The organism is Thalassolituus sp. UBA3500 (assembly GCF_002377545.1).
Taxonomy (GTDB): domain Bacteria; phylum Pseudomonadota; class Gammaproteobacteria; order Pseudomonadales; family Oceanobacteraceae; genus Thalassolituus.
Genome location: NZ_DFQB01000026.1, coordinates 20,941 through 38,158 on the forward strand (window position 1 = coordinate 20,941; position 17,218 = coordinate 38,158).

A 17,218-nucleotide genomic window follows, 5' to 3' on the forward strand; every position below is an offset into this window, starting at 1 on the left:
TTACACGCTCCAGAGAATATCGATGCCCCAGACCAGGTAAGTGAACAGGAAACCTGCCATTACCAGCTGGAAAATAAAACGAAGAGACGTCGACCCGGTGATGTAGTCAGTGGAAATTGTCCACATACCAACCCAGGCGTGAGCACAGATAGAGATCAGTGCCGCCAGGCTGAATACTTTCATCCACACCTGAGAAAAAAGACCGTGCCACTCAGCAAAAGTCAGGTCCGGAGTAGCGACTACGAATCCAAACAGGAACAGAGTGTAAATAGCAAGAATGACAGCTGACAGACGCTGAATCACCCAATCGTAAAGGCCACTACGGCCAAAGTTTGTAACACTGTTTACCATACCCAGACTCCCGCCAGAACGATCACTACGACACCGGCAATCAAAGTAATGATTGCGCCGGTACGACCGCTTTCTTTGGTTTCACCAATTCCCATATCCATCAACAGGTGTTTTACACCCGCCACAAAGTGATAACCCAAAGCAGACAGAATGCCCCAGGTGATGAACTTGGCCAGGCCACCATTCATTACTTCTTTCAGCTCATTGAAAGATTGCTCAGACTCCAGCGAAGCTCCAAGTGCACGGAGCATGAAGGCCACTGCAAAAAACAGAGCAAAGCCAGAAATACGGTGCAGGATGGACGCCTTGGCAGGAAGTGGGAGCTCAATAGTAGTCAGATCCAGATTTTTAGGTCTATTGCTATTCACGGCTCTATTACACTCTTATATGGGCCCGAAACTCCTGTCCGAAATCACTCAGACTGGCCCCGGGCACAGGCTCACGAAGGTTGACGATCCCCCTGTACAAGTCTTGCACAAGTTTGTCGCCGCGACAAATTATAAGCAGCGTAACCGTGTTTTACAAATGGCATGACAGCCTTATGACAGAGCATTCGGCAATTTCACCCCGTATATCTACACTGTTGACTGGTTGAGGTATCCCTGATGATGCGAGCAGTAACCGCAGCACCAGCAAATCCCGGCTCCAACGTCAGACATTAGTCGCAGGCTCCGGGTTAACAATCTGAACCATCTATACTTGACTCGAACCAGAAACTTATCATTGCCCTGGCGACAATTGACAAACCAGCTCCACAATCTATAGTTGTGCCCCTTTGTTTGGGGGTAACACCTTAAAAAGTGTTCTCTCCTGTGCTGAAATTCTGGCTGACCAGGCTGAATTTCGCAGCTGTAAAAAGCACAGCGACCGGGAGAGTTGGAGAACTTACAATGTTCTCTGGGGTATTAATCAGATAGCAGGAGGCCTCATTTCATGGCTGACAAGAAAGCAACACTGAAAGTCGATGGCGTAGAAGAAACATTAGAACTGCCGGTATACGAAGGCACCGTAGGACCTGATGTCGTCGACGTTCGCAGTCTGACTGGCAAAGGCCTGTTTACATACGACCCTGGCTTTGTATCAACCGCAGCAACCGAATCTGCGATTACATACATCGACGGCGCAGCTGGCGTACTGCTTCACCGCGGTTACCCAATTGATCAACTGGCTGAGAAGTCAGACTACCTGGAAACCTGCTACCTGCTGCTGCACGGCGAGCTGCCTGATGCAGAGCAAAAAGAAACATTCGTCAGCACCATTAAGAACCACACTATGGTTCATGAGCAGCTGAGCCATTTCTTCAACGGCTTCCGACGTGATGCTCACCCGATGGCTGTTATGTGTGGTGTTGTTGGTGCACTCTCTGCGTTCTATCACGACTCACTGGATATCCATGACGAGCATTCCCGCATGGTATCTGCACACCGTCTGATCGCGAAAATGCCGACACTCGCTGCAATGGTTTACAAGTACAGTATCGGCCAGCCGTTCATGTACCCGCGCAACGACCTGAGCTACGCAGAAAACTTCCTGCACATGATGTTCAACACGCCATGTGAAGAGAAGAAAGTAAGTCCGGTTCTGGCAAAAGCAATGGACCGTATCTTCCTGTTGCACGCTGACCACGAACAGAATGCATCGACCTCAACCGTACGCCTGGCTGGCTCTACTGGCGCCAACCCGTTCGCATGTATTGCGTCTGGTATCGCTGCACTCTGGGGCCCCGCCCACGGTGGTGCAAACGAAGCCGTTCTGAACATGCTGAATGAGATCGGCGACGAGTCAAACATCGACAAGTTCGTTGCAAAAGCGAAAGACAAAGAAGATCCATTCCGTCTGATGGGCTTCGGTCACCGCGTTTACAAGAACTTCGACCCACGCGCTAAAGTCATGAAGCAGACCTGTGACGAAGTTCTGGCTGAGCTCGGTATGGAAGATGATCCACTGCTGAAGATCGCGATGAAGCTGGAGAAGATTGCGACTGAAGACGAGTACTTCATTAAACGTGGTCTGTATCCTAACGTTGACTTCTACTCGGGTATCATCCTGAAAGCCATCGGCATCCCGACTGAGATGTTCACTGTGATCTTTGCAACTGGCCGTACTCCGGGCTGGATTGCACACTGGAACGAAATGATCAGCGGCAACTACCGTATCGGTCGCCCGCGTCAGCTGTACACTGGTTACGCTAAGCGTGACTACCCAGGCTAACGCCAGGGATAAGAAAAGCCGCTGACCAGCGGCTTTTTTTTTCGCCTCGAAAAACTGCACATAAGGATACCCCGTGAATATTCTCTTTATCGGCCTTGGCAATATGGGCGCCCCCATGGCTGCGCACCTCGCCAGCGCAGGCCACTCCCTGACCGTAGCAAACCGCAGCCCTGCCAAGGTTGCCCAGTGGCTCGCCAGCAACCAGGGGCAGGCATTAGCAACGCCCTCTACCCTCCCCGTGCAGACGGACGCTGTCATACTCTGCGTGAGCCGGGATGAAGACGTCGAAGAGTGGCTGATAGATAACGGTATAATAAATCAACTCAAGCCGGGTGCACTGATCGTCGATCACAGCACCACGAGTGCAGGCCTGGCCGAACGGATGGCCGCCGAAGCCTCAGAGAATGGCGTATATTTCTGTGATGTTCCCGTATCAGGCGGTCAGCAAGGTGCTCAGAATGGTCAGTTATCACTTATGGCGGGATGTGATTCCAACGCCTACGAGCGACTGGTAGATCTCACAGCACCATACACCAAAGCCATTGCGCACATGGGCGATCCGGGCTGTGGCCAGAAGACCAAGATGGTCAATCAGATCTGTGTCGCCGGACTGATTCAGTCTCTGGCCGAAGGGATCCACTTCGCTCAGGAAAGCGGCCTTGATCCAAAGAAGGTCATGGAGCTTGTCGGGCAAGGCGCCGCCAGTAGCTGGCAACTGATCAACCGCCACCAAACCATGATAGACGGCGACTACGACCACGGATTTGCTGTCTCGCTAATGCACAAGGACCTGCAAATCTGCCTCCACGAAGCCAGAGCTGAAGGCGTTTCTCTGCCCATCACCGAGATTGTGGATAGCTATTACCAACAACTCGAATCGGATGGCAACGGCCATAAAGACACGTCATCCCTGCTTTTACGACTACAGAAGCGCGAATAAAAGCAAGAGCCAGAAGGACACAGAACCTGACTATTGCATGACTTACACTGTTATGACTGGCTCCGGTGCGTACTTGTACTAAGCTAAGTTCAAACCTTTTCCGGATGCGAACTCCATGGCGCAACTTGAACGACATTCTCTCAGCCGCTCCGTCCCGGACGACCAGCTGAACTGGAGCCAGATAGGCGAGACACTTACCTTACTGGCACTTGCCGTTGCACAGATCGACACCTCGATGAAGGAAGGCAATGACTCAGTGGATACGCTGACGCACAGCTTCACCTCGATCGCCAGCAAATCGCGCCTGCTGCTGGATCATTTCGCAAAGGTAGACCCGGACGCTCCGCAAGACATTAAAGACGCTGCTGAAATCATTCATCAGGAAGTCGGCAAAGCGGTGGTCGCCTTCCAGTTTTACGACCGTCTGTCACAGCGCATGGAACACGTTGGTGAAAGCCTTGAAAAGATGGGCCACCTGATAAGCGACCCTAAAGGGCGCTATATCGAAAAAGAATGGGTTCAGCTGCAAACCGAAATCAAAGCCAACTACACCATGGAAGCTGAGCGTATTATGTTCGAGCACATCCTCGCGGGCCGCTCCATCGCAGAAGCACTGGAAATCTATCATCACCACTTCAACAAGCCGATGGACGATACCTTCGGTACCGATGACGACATCGAACTATTCTGATACTACCGAAAGCGCCTCACCAACACTGAGGCGCTGACCATTGAACAGCGCGTTCTGCCCAAATATTATTTTCCCATCCAGCCTGCAGAGGGTTTTAAGTGCGCTCATCACCTCGGGACTGCGCTCCAGCGTGTCCGGATCACGCGTTGGGATAACACATCGTTCGCAAGGCTTAACTAGTGGTAACCGGTTTCCCTCAGGTGTCATCAGCGCCGCCCATTCACGTTCATCAAATGCTGAAGCGGCTCCCTCAATCACCACATTCGGGCGAAAACGCCGGACATCGACCGGCAACTTTGCAAGCTCGCTTAGGGCATCCAGGCTCTCCTGAGTAACAATGAGAAGCGGAAAACCATCGGCGTACCCAACAGCCGTATCCTTCGGCGCGTATTGGCTATCTGCCCGGCGAGGGTTGTTGTCAGGAAGCATGAATAACCGAACTGTCTGCCCCAGAATATCGGTCAACCAGACACTAACATTATCCCCACAATCAACGCCTGTTACTTCATCGCTCCATATACGGACACGCTGTGGCTCTGACGATGACTTCATTGATACACGAATCTCTGCCCTCTCAGGGTAAGAAAGTACGAGTTCATCGCGCTCGAACCGAGGTTGAATACGCGCCATGGCTGGCAGTTCACGCTGGGTGAGAAAGTCACCTTCAGGGGACGCTATAACAAAACGTCGATCCCCCTGGGGGCCATTTTCATCGAAGCTCAACGCGTCGACCTCAATTCCGGCACAGGACTTAACGGGATAAACAAACAGGCGGGAAATTTTCATAAGGGCTCCTTAGAGCCCTGTAGTGTATACGTCGGATTCTGACAGGTATATGCCGTTAACCAGCGCTGGATTGCTCGACTTTCATACGAATCAGTTTCTGCACTTCTTCGGCCAGACTGTGCGGTTTGAATTTCGATAGAAAGCCATCACAACCGACTTTCTCGACCATGGCTTTATTAAAGTTACCGGACAGCGACGTGTGTAGAATCACAAAGGTATCTTTTAACTCAGGGTCCTGGCGTATTTCAGTCGTCAGCATATACCCATCCATTTCGGGCATCTCTGCGTCCGTAATAATCATCAACAGGCGGTCGCGTATATCACGCCCCTCCTGCTTCCAGTGCATCAGTGTCTGATAGGCTTCCAGACCATTCCTTGCCTGAACAATATTGAGGCCCATCGGCGCGATCACATTTTTCATCTGCTCCAGAGCAACATTCGAGTCATCAACGATCAGGATGTCTTTACCACGCACCTGCTCAAGCAGGTCGCGATCATACGCATCTTCGGTCAACTCCAGCTCGTAAGGGCTGATTTCAGCAAGAACTTTCTCGACGTCAATAATCTCAACAATGCGTTCATCAATCCGGGTAATAGCAGTCAGGTAGTGCTGGCGGCCCGCTCCTCCGGGGGGAGGCAGAATCTCATTCCAGTTCATGTTTACAATGCGGTCGACCCCCCCCACAAGAAACGCCTGAATGGTCATGTTGTATTCAGTAACAATAATATTGCAGTTGCTGGTATCCCCTGTCATCGGGCCCATTTTCACCGCCGCCCTGAGATCAACTACCGGCACCGTCTGGCCTCTGACATGGCAGACACCGCGAATACATGGATGGCTGTCCGGAATCTTAGTCAGGTCGGGCAGGCGCATGACCTCTTGAACCTTGAACACATTGATTGCAAAGTATTGCTGGCCACCCAAATGGAACAGCAGTAGTTCCAGCCTGTTCTGCCCAACGAGCTGGGTTCGGGCGTCAACACTGCTGAGTACGTTGCTCATAATCTACTCCGGACTTCGTTACTCAGAAAAGTGTAGTCAAGCATCACCAAAACGCAGAACAAAATACCAGCTACACTTACTTTAATTACCGGACAAACGTGCGCTCCGGCGCGACAGGTGTCGATAAGGCGCAATAAAACAGTCAGGACTACGCATGCAAGACCGCCCACTACTGGCCCGACAGCCCATTCTGGACAGAGACAAAGCTATTTATGCCTACGAGCTACTGTGCAGGCCAATTCCTGATGCAACAGAGGCCTGGCAAGACGCACATGGCAACAGCGCGACCACCGAAGTCGTAATTGGTGCGATTCATGAGATTGGCATGGCACTTGTCACGGGAGGAAGGCCTGCCTTCGTTAACTTCACAGCAGACTTCCTGAGCATCGACCTGCCGCTGTCACCAGACGAGATGGTGATTGAGCTACTGGAACATATCCCAGCGACAGACAAGAACATAAATGCCGTTATTCGCCTGAAACAGCAAGGCTTCCGCATTGCCGTCGACGATTTCACTGGCGATGAAGCTCAAGCGGCGTGGCTGAAATACGCCGACATTGTTAAAGTTGACCTCCCTGCGGTTGGCTCGCTTGATGCTGCCAGTGCGGTCCGCAATGAATTTCACCGCGAAGGCCTTATCTGGCTGGCGGAGAAGGTAGAAACCTACGAGGAGTTCGAGCACTGCAGAGCTGCAGGCTACGACTTATTCCAAGGCTATTTTTTCTCGAAGCCCGCCGTTCTGTTCGGACGCCGGACACCCGACTCCCATATTGCTGTCATGCAGCTCTTAGGAGCACTAAATCAGGAAGAAGCTGACTTCGACGATATTGTCGATACTGTGCGCCGCGACCCTCAATTAAGTTATCGTTTGTTACAGATGGCTAACTCCCCTCAGGTGAACCAGGGATCCTCAATTACAAGCCTGCAGAGAGCAGCTACTGCACTTGGCCTCAATCGTATACGTAACTGGGCGAACCTTCTGGCCCTTGGCAAACTCTCGGACAAACCAGCCATCCTGCAACAGCAGGCCCTGTTTCGTGGCTACCTGATGCAGAATCTGTCCTCGGTCACTAAGACGATGGAGCCCGATACCGCATTCACTCTTGGGCTGTTCTCGTTACTTGACGCCATGCTGGATATGCCTATCGACGAAGTCTGTGCCCGGGTCAATCTGCCCAAAGAGCTGACCCAAGCAATCACCGAAAATGCTGGTCCCTACGGTAAGCACCTGAAAGCACTGTTGCAGTGGGAAAAAGGCGCAGCCGACGCCATCGACTGGGCCTCACTTGATGTTTCACCAGGTGAACTGGAAGCCAGCATCGAACAAGCTATCCATACGGTTTCGCATCAATCAGGCGATCTCAGCCTCTGACAGGTTCGCAGCCTGCTCAGACTGAGCCGATGGCAGTGAATAGTATTGCATCCACAGGCGGCGGTAGCGCTCTACCTCTGCCGCCCAGTGCTCATCAGACCAACCCAGCATGGGCTGAAGTCGTTCCTTAAGCTCAGGGAGTAAATCCAGACCGCCATTCTTGAGCAACAGACCCAGGCGATTGCGGCGCAGCAATAAGTCATCGAGATGCACAACCGCCTCACTCGCGGCCTGCCAACGCAATTCTGCCCAACATGCGTGCGTTCCCGGAATAGACTGGAGATCCGCAGCGCCACCATGTGCCTTGGCTGTCCTAATGATTTCAGCCGCATCCTGACCGTAAAATCCTGCCAGGCGGTGCGCCATCTCTTCACCGACAAGAGAAGCTACGCTCGTCTCTGTTTTGCTGAACACCGGGGCTTTCTTATCAACGTCGTATTCGGGTAGCTCATCCCGAGCTTCTTTCAGAACGTCCAGAGCAATCAGACGAAACGTTGTCAGCTTGCCGCCACTGACAGACACCACGCGACCATCCTTCCAGACGGTATGATCGCGGCTTTCTTTTGAACTGTTTTTCGCACCACTGGCAACCAATGGACGAACACCCGCCCAGCTTGAGATCACGTCCTGTTCCTGAATACCGGCTGCGGGAAACTGAAACGCAGCCAGAGCAAGAAGGTAATCCATCTCACGGCGGGTAATACCTACTTCACCATTGTCGGGTTTAGGATGATCGAGATCGGTTGTGCCAATCACTGTCCGGCCTTCCCACGGATAGACAAAGATCGGTCGCTGATCCTCAGGGTGGAGAATTGTGAAAGAAACATCCACTGGTAAGCGCTCTGCCGGAATCACAATGTGACTGCCACGTGCCGGACGCACATCAGCACTCTGGCCCAGTTGCTCCCGTAACTCATTAACCCAGACGCCTGTCGCATTCACCAGTACCGAAGCCGATACTTTGCAGCTCGCTCCTCCGATCGTGTCTCTCAGCGTAACAGTGACGCTGTCAGCATTCTGCTCGGTACCGTCAACCGCGACGTAATTGATTACCTCAGCCCCATCACGACGGGCTTCATGGAGGATACGCATCACCAGACGACTGTCATCCGTGACGGCATCCGCAAACTCCGATGCACCCGCAAGTCCCTCCGGGTTGATGAACGGATATCGTTCACGAATAGCGGCGGCGCCATGAAAGGTATGGTATTTCCGGCGGGCCAGCAGATCATAAACCTTAAGCAACATGCCGAATGCAAACCGCCCCGGAAAACGCCCTTCGTAGTGCGGCATCATATACGGCATAAGATCCACCAACCCCGGGGCTTCCTGCATCAGCCGCTCGCGCTCTTTTACAGAATGCAGCGTTGTGCGCACATCGCCCTGGGCGATATAACGAAGTCCACCGTGAACCATTTTTGAAGAGCGACTGGAGGTCCCCCAGGAAAAGTCCTGGCGATCAACAAGTAACACACGCAGGCCTCGCCGGGCCGCTTCTCTGGCCACTCCCGCGCCGGTGACACCACCACCAGCGATGACAATATCCCAATGTGTATTCTCGGTCAGAGCACGCCAGCTGCGCTCTCTTCCACCAGACTTCCAATCAATTATGGACATAGATCTCCCCCTTTTGAGCATTCTGCGCCATCCCGTGTCAGAAATGAAAGCGACGGAAACTATGTAACCGGGCACTAACATTCTGTAACACACATGTGCTTGCCGCACACGAAGCGTTAAACCAGTATAACGATCATCCTATGTTTCTGCTGATCTACCCGTTAGGTGCGGTTCTGACACAGAATGTTCCAGATACATGGAAGAGCTTATGAACAAGAATAATAATTATGTCCCCGGCACAGTGTCGTCGGCGTTCGTACGTCTGTTTCTACGTACAGCGCAGGACTACGGCATAGCGCCAACCGATGTACTCAACGCATGCTCTGTTAATCACGGAGTACTTGATAATCGCCTGGCAAGAGTCGAAGCCTGCGATTTCGAAGCGATGATGCGCTGGATGATTACTAAGGCAGGCGATCCTGAATTTGGTTTCAAGAGCGCCCGCTATGTCGCACCAGGCGCATTTGGTCTGGTCGGCTATCTGATCATGAATTGTCAAAGTGGCGGTGAAGCCTTCCGCCTGGTGCCTCGCTATGAAGCACTTATTGGCAATCTGGGCACAACAGACCTCGCCGAAGGTGAACACATCGTCTCAGTACGCTGGAACTGCTATTGCCGCGATCCACTGGTCCGCCCTCATCTGATTGATGAATATCTGGCCACGACCGTCGAGTACGCGCGCTGGGTAACCGGCCGGGACGATATCGGACCGATAAGAATCTATTTCGAACACAAAGCCCCACCGGCGGAAACCCTTGAGCGCTATCAAGAATACTTCCGCTGCGAACTGATCTTTGATTCAGGAGTAAACGTTATGGAGTTTGACGCATCACTGATGGACCTGCCGATTCGCCATCCCGACCCAACACTGCTTAAAACGCTGCAAGAGCAGGCAGAAAAGCAGCATCAGGAACTGCAACAGTGTGACCCTGTCGTCATCCAGGTACGCTCTACCCTGCAGAACATGATGGAAAGAACGATCCCTCGACGTGAGCGTGTAGCAAGCCAACTGGGCATGTCTGAGCGCACCCTGCAGCGACGCCTTCTGGAGGCAGAGTCATCTTATCAGCAGATTCTCGACGAACTCCGACTCGAACTGTCTCAGGAATGGCTGACAACAAAAGAATGGTCCGTATCGGACATCGCGTTGCGACTGGGGTTCACTGAACCGCGTTCGTTCCAACGCCGCTTCAAGACCTGGACTGGGATTTCGCCGGGTGAATTCCGTCGTCGGGAACTGAACACTTCGATGGAGCAATCTGCCCGCCAGGCACGCAGCGCCTGAAGAAATATTAGGCCGACTCAGGCCTCGCTGATTTGTATCAGTAACTGATCTTTCACCCGCTCGGGGGTGATTTCTCGATAGCATGGCGGCTGAATGTCGCCGGGCTCATTCAGCAGACACTGCTTCGAGCGACATGGCGCACATTCGAGATCACTCTTAATGATTTCACAGTGCGGCCCCAGTACCCCCGTCAGAGTGGCATCGGTTGATCCAAAGATAGCGATCATTCCCGTTTCCATGGCTGCGGCCAGATGAGACAAGCCAGAGTCCACACCGACGACGCCCTCTGCATAGGCAAGCCAGGCACTGACTTCATTCAACGGCATTCGCGGAAGCACCTGAGCACCCTCGATACCATCAACAATGCGCTCAGCCCGTTCACGCTCTTCGTCATTCCCCCAGAGCAAGACCACTTTCTTGCCCTGAGCAACGCCCAACTCAGCCAGCGAACGCCAGTAGGCCTCAGGCCACAGCTTTGTTACCCATGTTGTTCCATGAAGAAATACCCAATACTCACCTTCAATATCAGGCCGCTGCCAACGAGACTTATCAATGCCGTAAGCCAGTTGTTCGGGCAGCCGGTAGTTCAGTGCCCGGGCAAATAACTGACGCGTTCGGAGAATCGCGTGCTGGCCCTTAGGCACACGAATACGACGTTTGTACGCGAGAGCCGCAAGTGGCTCTCGCAGGCTCGCACGATCAAGGCCAGCTTTGGTCCCGCGCGCCAGACGGGTAAAGACAGCACTTTTTATGAGACCTTGAGCATCAAGAACCAGGTCGTACTTTTCTTTTCGAATTGAACGATAAAAGGCCTTCATTTCTGCACGCACTGCCGGGTCTTTTAACGACTTACGCCAACGTCGCCACGCAACCGGAATCACACGGGTGACTGCCGGGTGCCATTCGGGCACTTCGCTGAAACCTTCCTCAACGACCCAGTGAAATTCAATATCGGGCACCTGCCGGAACGCGTCCTGCACCGCAGGTAGCGTATGAAATACATCTCCAAGAGACGATGTTTTAACCAACAGAACTTTCAACTGAGTTTCTCCAACAACGGGCAGTAAGCCTGACGATTCAGGCGCGAACATGGGCAAATTGTAGCGGAATGACACAAAGCGCAACAGATGCGAATAAACGCCGCGGGTTTCCCCGGTATTGCCACATGGGTTTTCAACATAGAGAATACGCGCCTGCTTCATAACAGGACTCTTCTTCTCGTGTTGAAATCTTGGAAATTCTGGCTGGGTACGGCCTTATTATTAGGCCTGGTCTGGTTAGTAGAGGCACATTATGGATGGGCTAACGTTGCCGAGAGCTGGCAAACCATTGAACCTCGCCAGCTTATTATCGCGCTGGCACTGATGCTCGTCAGTTATCTTTTGAGGGCCCTGCGTTTCTACGATTTTTTTGGCAGCTACACCAAGGGTCAGTTCACTCCCCTTTTAAGAATTACAGTACTTCATAATTTTTTTAACAACCTTTTGCCTATGCGCAGCGGTGAAGCGACCTTCCCGCTCCTGATGAAACAGCAGTATCAGGTTCCTTACCGACATTCCGGGCCTGCACTGCTCTGGCTCAGGCTGCTCGACCTCTACGTTCTGCTCGCCCTGGCCTTCATAAGTCTGCAAAGCCTGATGCCATGGGGAGAGGAAATACGCTACGCACTGGCGGGAGCTGTACTCGCCGCACCGCTACTCGCTCTCGTTTTACAGGAAATGGTGCGTAAACATCTGCAAACCGGTCAGGGCTGGAAAGCCAAAGTGCTGGAATTAATGACAGCTTTGCCAGACAACCCCTTCACTTTTATCCGCGCCCTGCTCTGGACCATCATCAACTGGGTAGTAAAACTCGCTGTCTTCAGTTGGTTACTCAGTGCCTTCACTGGGCTGACTCTCAGCGCAAGCTGGAGCGGCGCCACTACGGGCGAACTCAGCTCAGTACTGCCAATTCACGGACTGGCGGGCGCTGGAACCTACGAAGCCGGTGTACTGGCTGGCCTCCTCCCCTGGGGGATCGAGAGCGGCCCAGCTCTTGCAGCAGCGGTAAACCTGCACCTGTTCGTACTCGGCAGCACCTTTATCCTCACGGGAATACTGACGCTTGCAACTCAGCGTTCGGTGATTAAGCACTGAAGCAGCCGGATTCTGAGGGAAGCAGTTATTTTACCGGGTACGAGTTTCCGGTATCATCGCGCACGACTTTCTTAAGACTAAGCGTGGTATCTCCCTTGACTGAGGCAAAAAACGCCAAGCCATCTCTCTCAATCGTTATTCCTATGTATAACGAAATAGAAAATGCAAAACCCATGGTGGAAGCGGTTCACAATGCTCTGTCTACTTACCAAGGTAAGTGGGAGCTACTGGTCGTCGACGACGGTTCGACTGACGGCACACCTCAGGCCCTGCAACGCGAAGCTGACCAGTACGGTCGTCATGTGCGTGTTATTGAGCTGCGCCGAAACTTCGGTCAGACAGCTGCGATGCAGGCGGGTATCGGCGAAGCCCGTGGCGACCTGATCGCAACGCTCGACGGTGACCTGCAGAATGACCCGGGCGATATACCACGCATGGTTGACCACCTGATCGAACGCGACCTCGACCTGTTGACCGGCTGGCGCAAAAACCGTAAGGACGACCTGTTCCTGCGTAAGATTCCATCACGTATTGCTAACCGTCTGATTGGTAAAATCACAGGTGTACGCATCAACGACTACGGCTGTTCTCTGAAAATCTACAAGTCGTCCGTCATCAAGCAGGTCCGTCTGTACGGCGAAATGCACCGCTTTATCCCAGCCTGGGTGGCCGCTGTTGTACCACCAAGCCGTATCGGCGAAATTGTGGTTAACCACAACGCTCGCACCGCCGGCGAATCGAAGTACGGCATTTCGCGTACTTTCCGGGTGATCCTGGACCTGCTTTCTGTTTACTTTTTCATGCGTTACCGCGCCCGCCCGGGTCACTTTTTCGGCTCGATCGGCCTGGCACTGGGATCGGTAAGCTCATTACTGCTGGTCTATCTCGCGATTGTTAAATTCGCCATGGGCGAAGACATAGGCGGCCGGCCACTCTTCCTGATCGCGATCGTCTTCCTGATTGCATCGCTCCAATTCCTGACTACGGGTGTACTCTCAGAACTGATCTCCCGCACGTATTTTGAATCATCGAAGCGCGAGCAGTACGTTATCTACCACAGAGACGACGAAGTACCTGCAAGTGACGATGACTGGGCCGCAGCCAGCGAGTCAGCCCAGGCACCTGACACCAGCGCATCCGGGACAACGAACTCATCGACCAGTTGATTTCTTTATGAGCCGCACTGCACTGCCTCTCTGGCTGTTGGGGTTTGTCGTCGTTCTGATGACCATGAACCTCAACGGCTTCCTGCTGTTTGACCACGATGAAGGCGCATTCAGCGAAGCGACACGGGGGATGTTTGAGCGTGGTGATTTCATTACCACCTACCTCAACGACCGCATACGTTTTGATAAACCCATCCTGATCTACTGGCTTCAGGCCGCGTCGGTTGCAGCATTCGGCACCGATGTCTGGGTATTCCGCCTTCCATCCGCACTGGCAGGGATTCTTTGGGTGCTGGCAATATTTGCCTTCACACGCCGCGTGACTGACCAACAGACGGCCATTGCCGCTGCACTCATAGCTGCCACTGCCGCTGGCATCAATGCGATCACACACGTTGCCACTGCAGACGGGCTTCTCAACATGATACTGGCAACCACGATGCTTGCCATGTATCTGTATTCTCAGGCGCCATCCCGAGGTCTGCTGGTCGGCATTTATGTGTTGATGGCTTTGGGCACTCTCACCAAAGGCCCGGTGGCAGTTGCCATCCCATTTTTGGCCGGAGGATTGTTCTACCTGAGCAGTGGTTACCGCCAGGAATTCCTGCGTGCCATCTTCTACATCCCCGGCTGGATTATATTCCTGTTGATCGCAGCTCCCTGGTACATCGCGGCCTATCAGATCCACGGTCAGGAGTTCATTGACGGTTTCTTCATGAAACACAACGTCAATCGCTTCAACAACGCCATGGAAGGACACGATGGTGGCTTGCTGTTTTACCCAATGGTGTTGCCTTTCATACTCGCACCGTTTGGAGGGCTGATGATTCGCATACTGCCTTCCATCAAAACCACGCTGACCGGTGGCGACCATCTGAATCGCTTCTTGTGGATCTGGTTTCTGGTCGTCCTGGTATTATTCAGTCTCGCCAGCACGAAGCTGCCGCACTACATCCTCTATGGTGTGACACCGCTGGTTATTCTGATGGCGCGTTACCGCAACTGGCTACAGAGCCGGGTACTGGCCGCCGTCTTTCCGCTGATTCTGTTTGGCCTTATGGTTGCCTTCCCATTATTGATCCCAATCGTCGAGGCGCGACTGACCAACCCCATTGAGATCGCCACAGCACAGCGTGCGGCCGAGTACTTCAATACCGACTTCGTGATTCTGGCGGGGCTGGGGACGCTCGTCGCGCTTGCGTTTATTTTCTGGAAGCGCTTCAGCCCCTGGTTTGGCCTTGTACTGGCGGGTGTCGTGCAGTCTGTTCTGCTTTGGTTCCTGTTCATCCCGACCTTCAGTGAAACCCAGCAGCGCCCGGTCTGGGAAGCTGCAATGTTTGCCAAAGAGCTGGGCGAACCGGTAGTGACGCAATCAATCGACATGCCAAGCTTTAACGTTTATCTCGATACCTGGACAGAGCGTCGCCGTCTGCAACCAGGCGAGGTCGGCTTCGCCCGCGAAGACAGAGTGAAACGGATTGAGCACCCATTTGATGTGCTCTATCAATCAGGCCCAATCATGATTATTCGCCACAGCGGCGAACAACCAACAAGCGAAGCAACCGAATGAAGACCGATACCCTGCTGATCAGCCTCGCCATGATACTGCTTGTTTTAGCAGCTGGCGTAACGTCGCAAGGCTCTAATCAAGAAATCTTCCTCTGGTTCAACGCCAATGCTGGTGTACTGCCGGATGCCTTTTGGGCCAACATGACCTTCGTAGCAGACACCTTGTTTGCCGTTGCCGTCATTGCGCTTGTTGCCAGCCGATACCCACATATTTTCAACTCTGGGTTTGTACTACTGATTATCGGCGCTTTGTTTGTTCATGGCCTGAAGAACCTGCTTGAGATACCACGTCCCCCTGCCGTATTGGATGCCGACATGTTCAAGGTCATTGGTCCAGTTGTAAAAAACCACGCCTTCCCATCCGGACACTCCTTCACGGCACTGGCGACCGCCGGCTTACTCGCTCTCAACATGCGTAGCTTGAGTGGCACGATTGCACTCCTTGTGATTGCCTTAACCGCCGCGATCAGTCGCGCAGCTGTCGGCGCGCATTGGCCGCTCGACATCCTCGTCGGCTCTGCTGCAGGTCTGATCTTCGCATTGATCGCCCAAAAGCTGACTGACGAGATCTGGTGGCTACAAGGTAAAGGCCTTGAACGCTTCGCAGCAGGCCTCATGACCATCACCTGCGTTACCATGATATTTCACGACAGCCGCTACCCTGACACCCGCATCCTGACTGTCGCGGCTGCCGTCATTGCCCTGCTGGCACTTGCCTCATATTGGCGCCAGACGGTCGCTGCTTTGCGTAAGTGAGCCAAATCCGGCCCCTATCCACTGAAATCAAACATTTTGATTTGTTCCCGGCGCCCAGTGCTTTATAGTGATGGGCTTCTGTGGGAGGAGGCGTCCGTGAGCCTCCCACGTGTGTCTAAGGTATCAGAACAGAAGGCAAGGTTTAGTCGTAATGCGCCGCGTCGTTATCACTGGGTTAGGAATTGTTAGTTGCATCGGCAATAATAAGGAAGAGGTACTGACCTCCCTGAAAGGCCAGACATCGGGTATCCGTTATATCCCTGAGTATGAAGAAGCCGGTTTCAGAAGCCATATTGCCGGTCGGCCACAGATAAGCCCAGATGACCATATCGATCGTAAACAACGCCGCTTTATGGGCGATTCTGCTGCATATTCCTACATTGCACTGAAAGAAGCCATTGCCGACGCTGGTCTCAGCGTCGATATGGTCAGCAGCCCACGTACCGGTCTCATTGCAGGCTCTGGTGGTGCATCCTCAAGCGATATCGTCGAAGCTGTCGACACCTTGCGCGAGAAAGGCATCCGCCGGGTAGGCCCATACCGCGTAACCCGCTCCATGGGCAGCACCGTATCAGCGAACCTCGCCACGCCATTTTCTATCCGTGGAGTGAACTACTCCATTACCTCGGCCTGTGCGACCAGCGCTCACTGCATCGGTAATGCCATGGAGCTTATTCAATGGGGTAAGCAGGACATTATGTTTGCTGGCGGCGGTGAGGAAGAGCACTGGACACTCACCATGCAGTTTGATGCCATGGGTGCTCTTTCAACAAAGTATAACGACACTCCGGATAAGGCCTCACGCCCTTATGACGCAACCCGCGATGGTTTTGTTATTGCCGGTGGAGCGGGAATGGTCGTACTCGAAGAATACGAACACGCTGTTAAACGCGGTGCCACTATTTATGCCGAAATTATCGGCTATGGCGCCACCTCTGATGGCGCAGACATGGTTGCCCCTTCTGGCGAAGGTGCCGAACGCTGTATGCGCGACGCCCTGGAAATGGCCGGCAACCCGAACATAGATTATCTGAACACCCACGGCACCAGTACGCCAGCGGGTGATATTTGCGAGCTTGACGCTGTAAAGCGTGCCTTCAGTGGTAACGTGCCCCCTTTCAGCTCAACCAAATCATTGACTGGCCACTCTCTTGGAGCGGCAGGTGTTCAGGAAGCTATCTACTGCCTGTTAATGCAGAAAGACGGCTTTATCACCGGAAGCGCGAACGTTACTGAACGCGATCCGGGCGCGGCGGACGTGCCGCTTGTGACCGAAAACCGTGATGCCAGTTTGACGACGATCATGTCAAACAGCTTTGGCTTTGGTGGCACGAAT

16 protein-coding genes are annotated in these 17,218 nt (G+C 53.2%); 10 read left to right on the forward strand and 6 right to left on the reverse strand.

The window, feature by feature from the left end:
* Entirely contained in the window at positions 1 to 351 is a 351-nt protein-coding gene (gene sdhD / locus B2R29_RS06490) for a succinate dehydrogenase, hydrophobic membrane anchor protein (RefSeq protein WP_068441705.1), read from the reverse strand.
* Positions 345 to 719, reverse strand: coding sequence for a succinate dehydrogenase, cytochrome b556 subunit (gene sdhC / locus B2R29_RS06495; protein WP_068441702.1), 375 nt, complete (start codon positions 717 to 719; stop codon positions 345 to 347). Before sdhC ends, sdhD begins: the two co-directional genes overlap by 7 nt.
* Positions 720 to 1,284: 565 nt before the next feature.
* Here sdhC and gltA point away from each other — a divergent pair.
* The 3 genes from gltA (at position 1,285) to B2R29_RS06510 (ending at position 4,193) form a co-directional block, all read left to right on the forward strand.
* On the forward strand, positions 1,285 to 2,562 hold the full coding sequence (gltA, locus tag B2R29_RS06500) for a citrate synthase (protein WP_068441699.1): 1,278 nt from the start codon (positions 1,285 to 1,287) through the stop codon (positions 2,560 to 2,562).
* 73 nt (positions 2,563 to 2,635) lie between these two features.
* Entirely contained in the window at positions 2,636 to 3,502 is an 867-nt protein-coding gene (locus B2R29_RS06505; protein ID WP_297533278.1) for an NAD(P)-dependent oxidoreductase, read from the forward strand.
* Positions 3,503 to 3,617: 115 nt separating this feature from the next.
* The gene (locus tag B2R29_RS06510) at positions 3,618 to 4,193 is read left to right on the forward strand and encodes a hypothetical protein (protein WP_301180303.1); all 576 of its coding nucleotides are present in this window, start codon (positions 3,618 to 3,620) and stop codon (positions 4,191 to 4,193) included.
* Here B2R29_RS06510 and B2R29_RS06515 read toward each other — a convergent pair.
* Entirely contained in the window at positions 4,185 to 4,979 is a 795-nt protein-coding gene (locus B2R29_RS06515; RefSeq protein WP_301180304.1) for an MOSC domain-containing protein, read from the reverse strand. The two genes, B2R29_RS06510 and B2R29_RS06515, sit on opposite strands and share 9 nt — an antisense overlap.
* Positions 4,980 to 5,034: 55 nt before the next feature.
* Positions 5,035 to 5,982 (reverse strand): chemotaxis protein CheV, encoded by a 948-nt coding sequence (locus tag B2R29_RS06520; RefSeq protein ID WP_301180305.1) that lies wholly within the window; start codon positions 5,980 to 5,982, stop codon positions 5,035 to 5,037.
* Between the two features lie 154 nt (positions 5,983 to 6,136).
* On the opposite strand from B2R29_RS06520, the gene B2R29_RS06525 reads away from it, so the two are divergent.
* Positions 6,137 to 7,354 carry an EAL and HDOD domain-containing protein gene (locus tag B2R29_RS06525; RefSeq protein ID WP_301180306.1) on the forward strand — a complete coding sequence of 406 codons (1,218 nt, stop codon included), beginning with the start codon at positions 6,137 to 6,139 and terminating at the stop codon, positions 7,352 to 7,354.
* Here B2R29_RS06525 and B2R29_RS06530 read toward each other — a convergent pair.
* The gene (locus B2R29_RS06530; RefSeq protein ID WP_301180307.1) at positions 7,334 to 8,971 is read right to left on the reverse strand and encodes a glycerol-3-phosphate dehydrogenase/oxidase; all 1,638 of its coding nucleotides are present in this window, start codon (positions 8,969 to 8,971) and stop codon (positions 7,334 to 7,336) included. The two genes, B2R29_RS06525 and B2R29_RS06530, sit on opposite strands and share 21 nt — an antisense overlap.
* A 208-nt stretch (positions 8,972 to 9,179) precedes the next feature.
* On the opposite strand from B2R29_RS06530, the gene B2R29_RS06535 reads away from it, so the two are divergent.
* The gene (locus tag B2R29_RS06535) at positions 9,180 to 10,256 is read left to right on the forward strand and encodes an AraC family transcriptional regulator (protein ID WP_301180308.1); all 1,077 of its coding nucleotides are present in this window, start codon (positions 9,180 to 9,182) and stop codon (positions 10,254 to 10,256) included.
* A gap of 17 nt (positions 10,257 to 10,273) precedes the next feature.
* Here B2R29_RS06535 and waaC read toward each other — a convergent pair whose 3' ends face one another.
* Positions 10,274 to 11,458 (reverse strand): lipopolysaccharide heptosyltransferase I, encoded by a 1,185-nt coding sequence (gene waaC / locus B2R29_RS06540; RefSeq protein ID WP_301180309.1) that lies wholly within the window; start codon positions 11,456 to 11,458, stop codon positions 10,274 to 10,276.
* An 18-nt stretch (positions 11,459 to 11,476) separates the two neighbouring features.
* Between waaC and B2R29_RS06545 the strand changes: the two genes are divergently transcribed.
* The 5 genes from B2R29_RS06545 to fabB form a co-directional block, all read left to right on the forward strand.
* The gene (locus B2R29_RS06545) at positions 11,477 to 12,391 is read left to right on the forward strand and encodes a lysylphosphatidylglycerol synthase transmembrane domain-containing protein (RefSeq protein ID WP_301180310.1); all 915 of its coding nucleotides are present in this window, start codon (positions 11,477 to 11,479) and stop codon (positions 12,389 to 12,391) included.
* A gap of 95 nt (positions 12,392 to 12,486) precedes the next feature.
* On the forward strand, positions 12,487 to 13,557 hold the full coding sequence (locus tag B2R29_RS06550; RefSeq protein WP_301180311.1) for a glycosyltransferase family 2 protein: 1,071 nt from the start codon (positions 12,487 to 12,489) through the stop codon (positions 13,555 to 13,557).
* 7 nt (positions 13,558 to 13,564) lie between these two features.
* The gene (locus B2R29_RS06555) at positions 13,565 to 15,127 is read left to right on the forward strand and encodes an ArnT family glycosyltransferase (protein WP_301180312.1); all 1,563 of its coding nucleotides are present in this window, start codon (positions 13,565 to 13,567) and stop codon (positions 15,125 to 15,127) included.
* Positions 15,124 to 15,882, forward strand: coding sequence for a phosphatase PAP2 family protein (locus B2R29_RS06560; protein ID WP_301180313.1), 759 nt, complete (start codon positions 15,124 to 15,126; stop codon positions 15,880 to 15,882). Before B2R29_RS06555 ends, B2R29_RS06560 begins: the two co-directional genes overlap by 4 nt.
* A gap of 151 nt (positions 15,883 to 16,033) precedes the next feature.
* Positions 16,034 to 17,218 (forward strand): beta-ketoacyl-ACP synthase I (gene fabB, locus B2R29_RS06565; RefSeq protein WP_301180314.1); only part of this gene is annotated, 1,185 nt, incomplete at its 3' end.

What these genes read in the sequence shown, in the direction of transcription:
- sdhD (WP_068441705.1), bottom strand. Translation starts at nt 351, where the DNA reads ATGGTAAACAGTGTTACAAACTTTGGCCGTAGTGGCCTTTACGATTGG.
- gltA (WP_068441699.1), top strand. Translation starts at nt 1,285, where the DNA reads ATGGCTGACAAGAAAGCAACACTGAAAGTCGATGGCGTAGAAGAAACA.
- B2R29_RS06510 (WP_301180303.1), top strand. Translation starts at nt 3,618, where the DNA reads ATGGCGCAACTTGAACGACATTCTCTCAGCCGCTCCGTCCCGGACGAC.
- B2R29_RS06515 (WP_301180304.1), bottom strand. Translation starts at nt 4,979, where the DNA reads ATGAAAATTTCCCGCCTGTTTGTTTATCCCGTTAAGTCCTGTGCCGGA.
- B2R29_RS06520 (WP_301180305.1), bottom strand. Translation starts at nt 5,982, where the DNA reads ATGAGCAACGTACTCAGCAGTGTTGACGCCCGAACCCAGCTCGTTGGG.
- B2R29_RS06525 (WP_301180306.1), top strand. Translation starts at nt 6,137, where the DNA reads ATGCAAGACCGCCCACTACTGGCCCGACAGCCCATTCTGGACAGAGAC.
- B2R29_RS06530 (WP_301180307.1), bottom strand. Translation starts at nt 8,971, where the DNA reads ATGTCCATAATTGATTGGAAGTCTGGTGGAAGAGAGCGCAGCTGGCGT.
- B2R29_RS06535 (WP_301180308.1), top strand. Translation starts at nt 9,180, where the DNA reads ATGAACAAGAATAATAATTATGTCCCCGGCACAGTGTCGTCGGCGTTC.
- waaC (WP_301180309.1), bottom strand. Translation starts at nt 11,458, where the DNA reads ATGAAGCAGGCGCGTATTCTCTATGTTGAAAACCCATGTGGCAATACC.
- B2R29_RS06555 (WP_301180312.1), top strand. Translation starts at nt 13,565, where the DNA reads ATGAGCCGCACTGCACTGCCTCTCTGGCTGTTGGGGTTTGTCGTCGTT.
- B2R29_RS06560 (WP_301180313.1), top strand. Translation starts at nt 15,124, where the DNA reads ATGAAGACCGATACCCTGCTGATCAGCCTCGCCATGATACTGCTTGTT.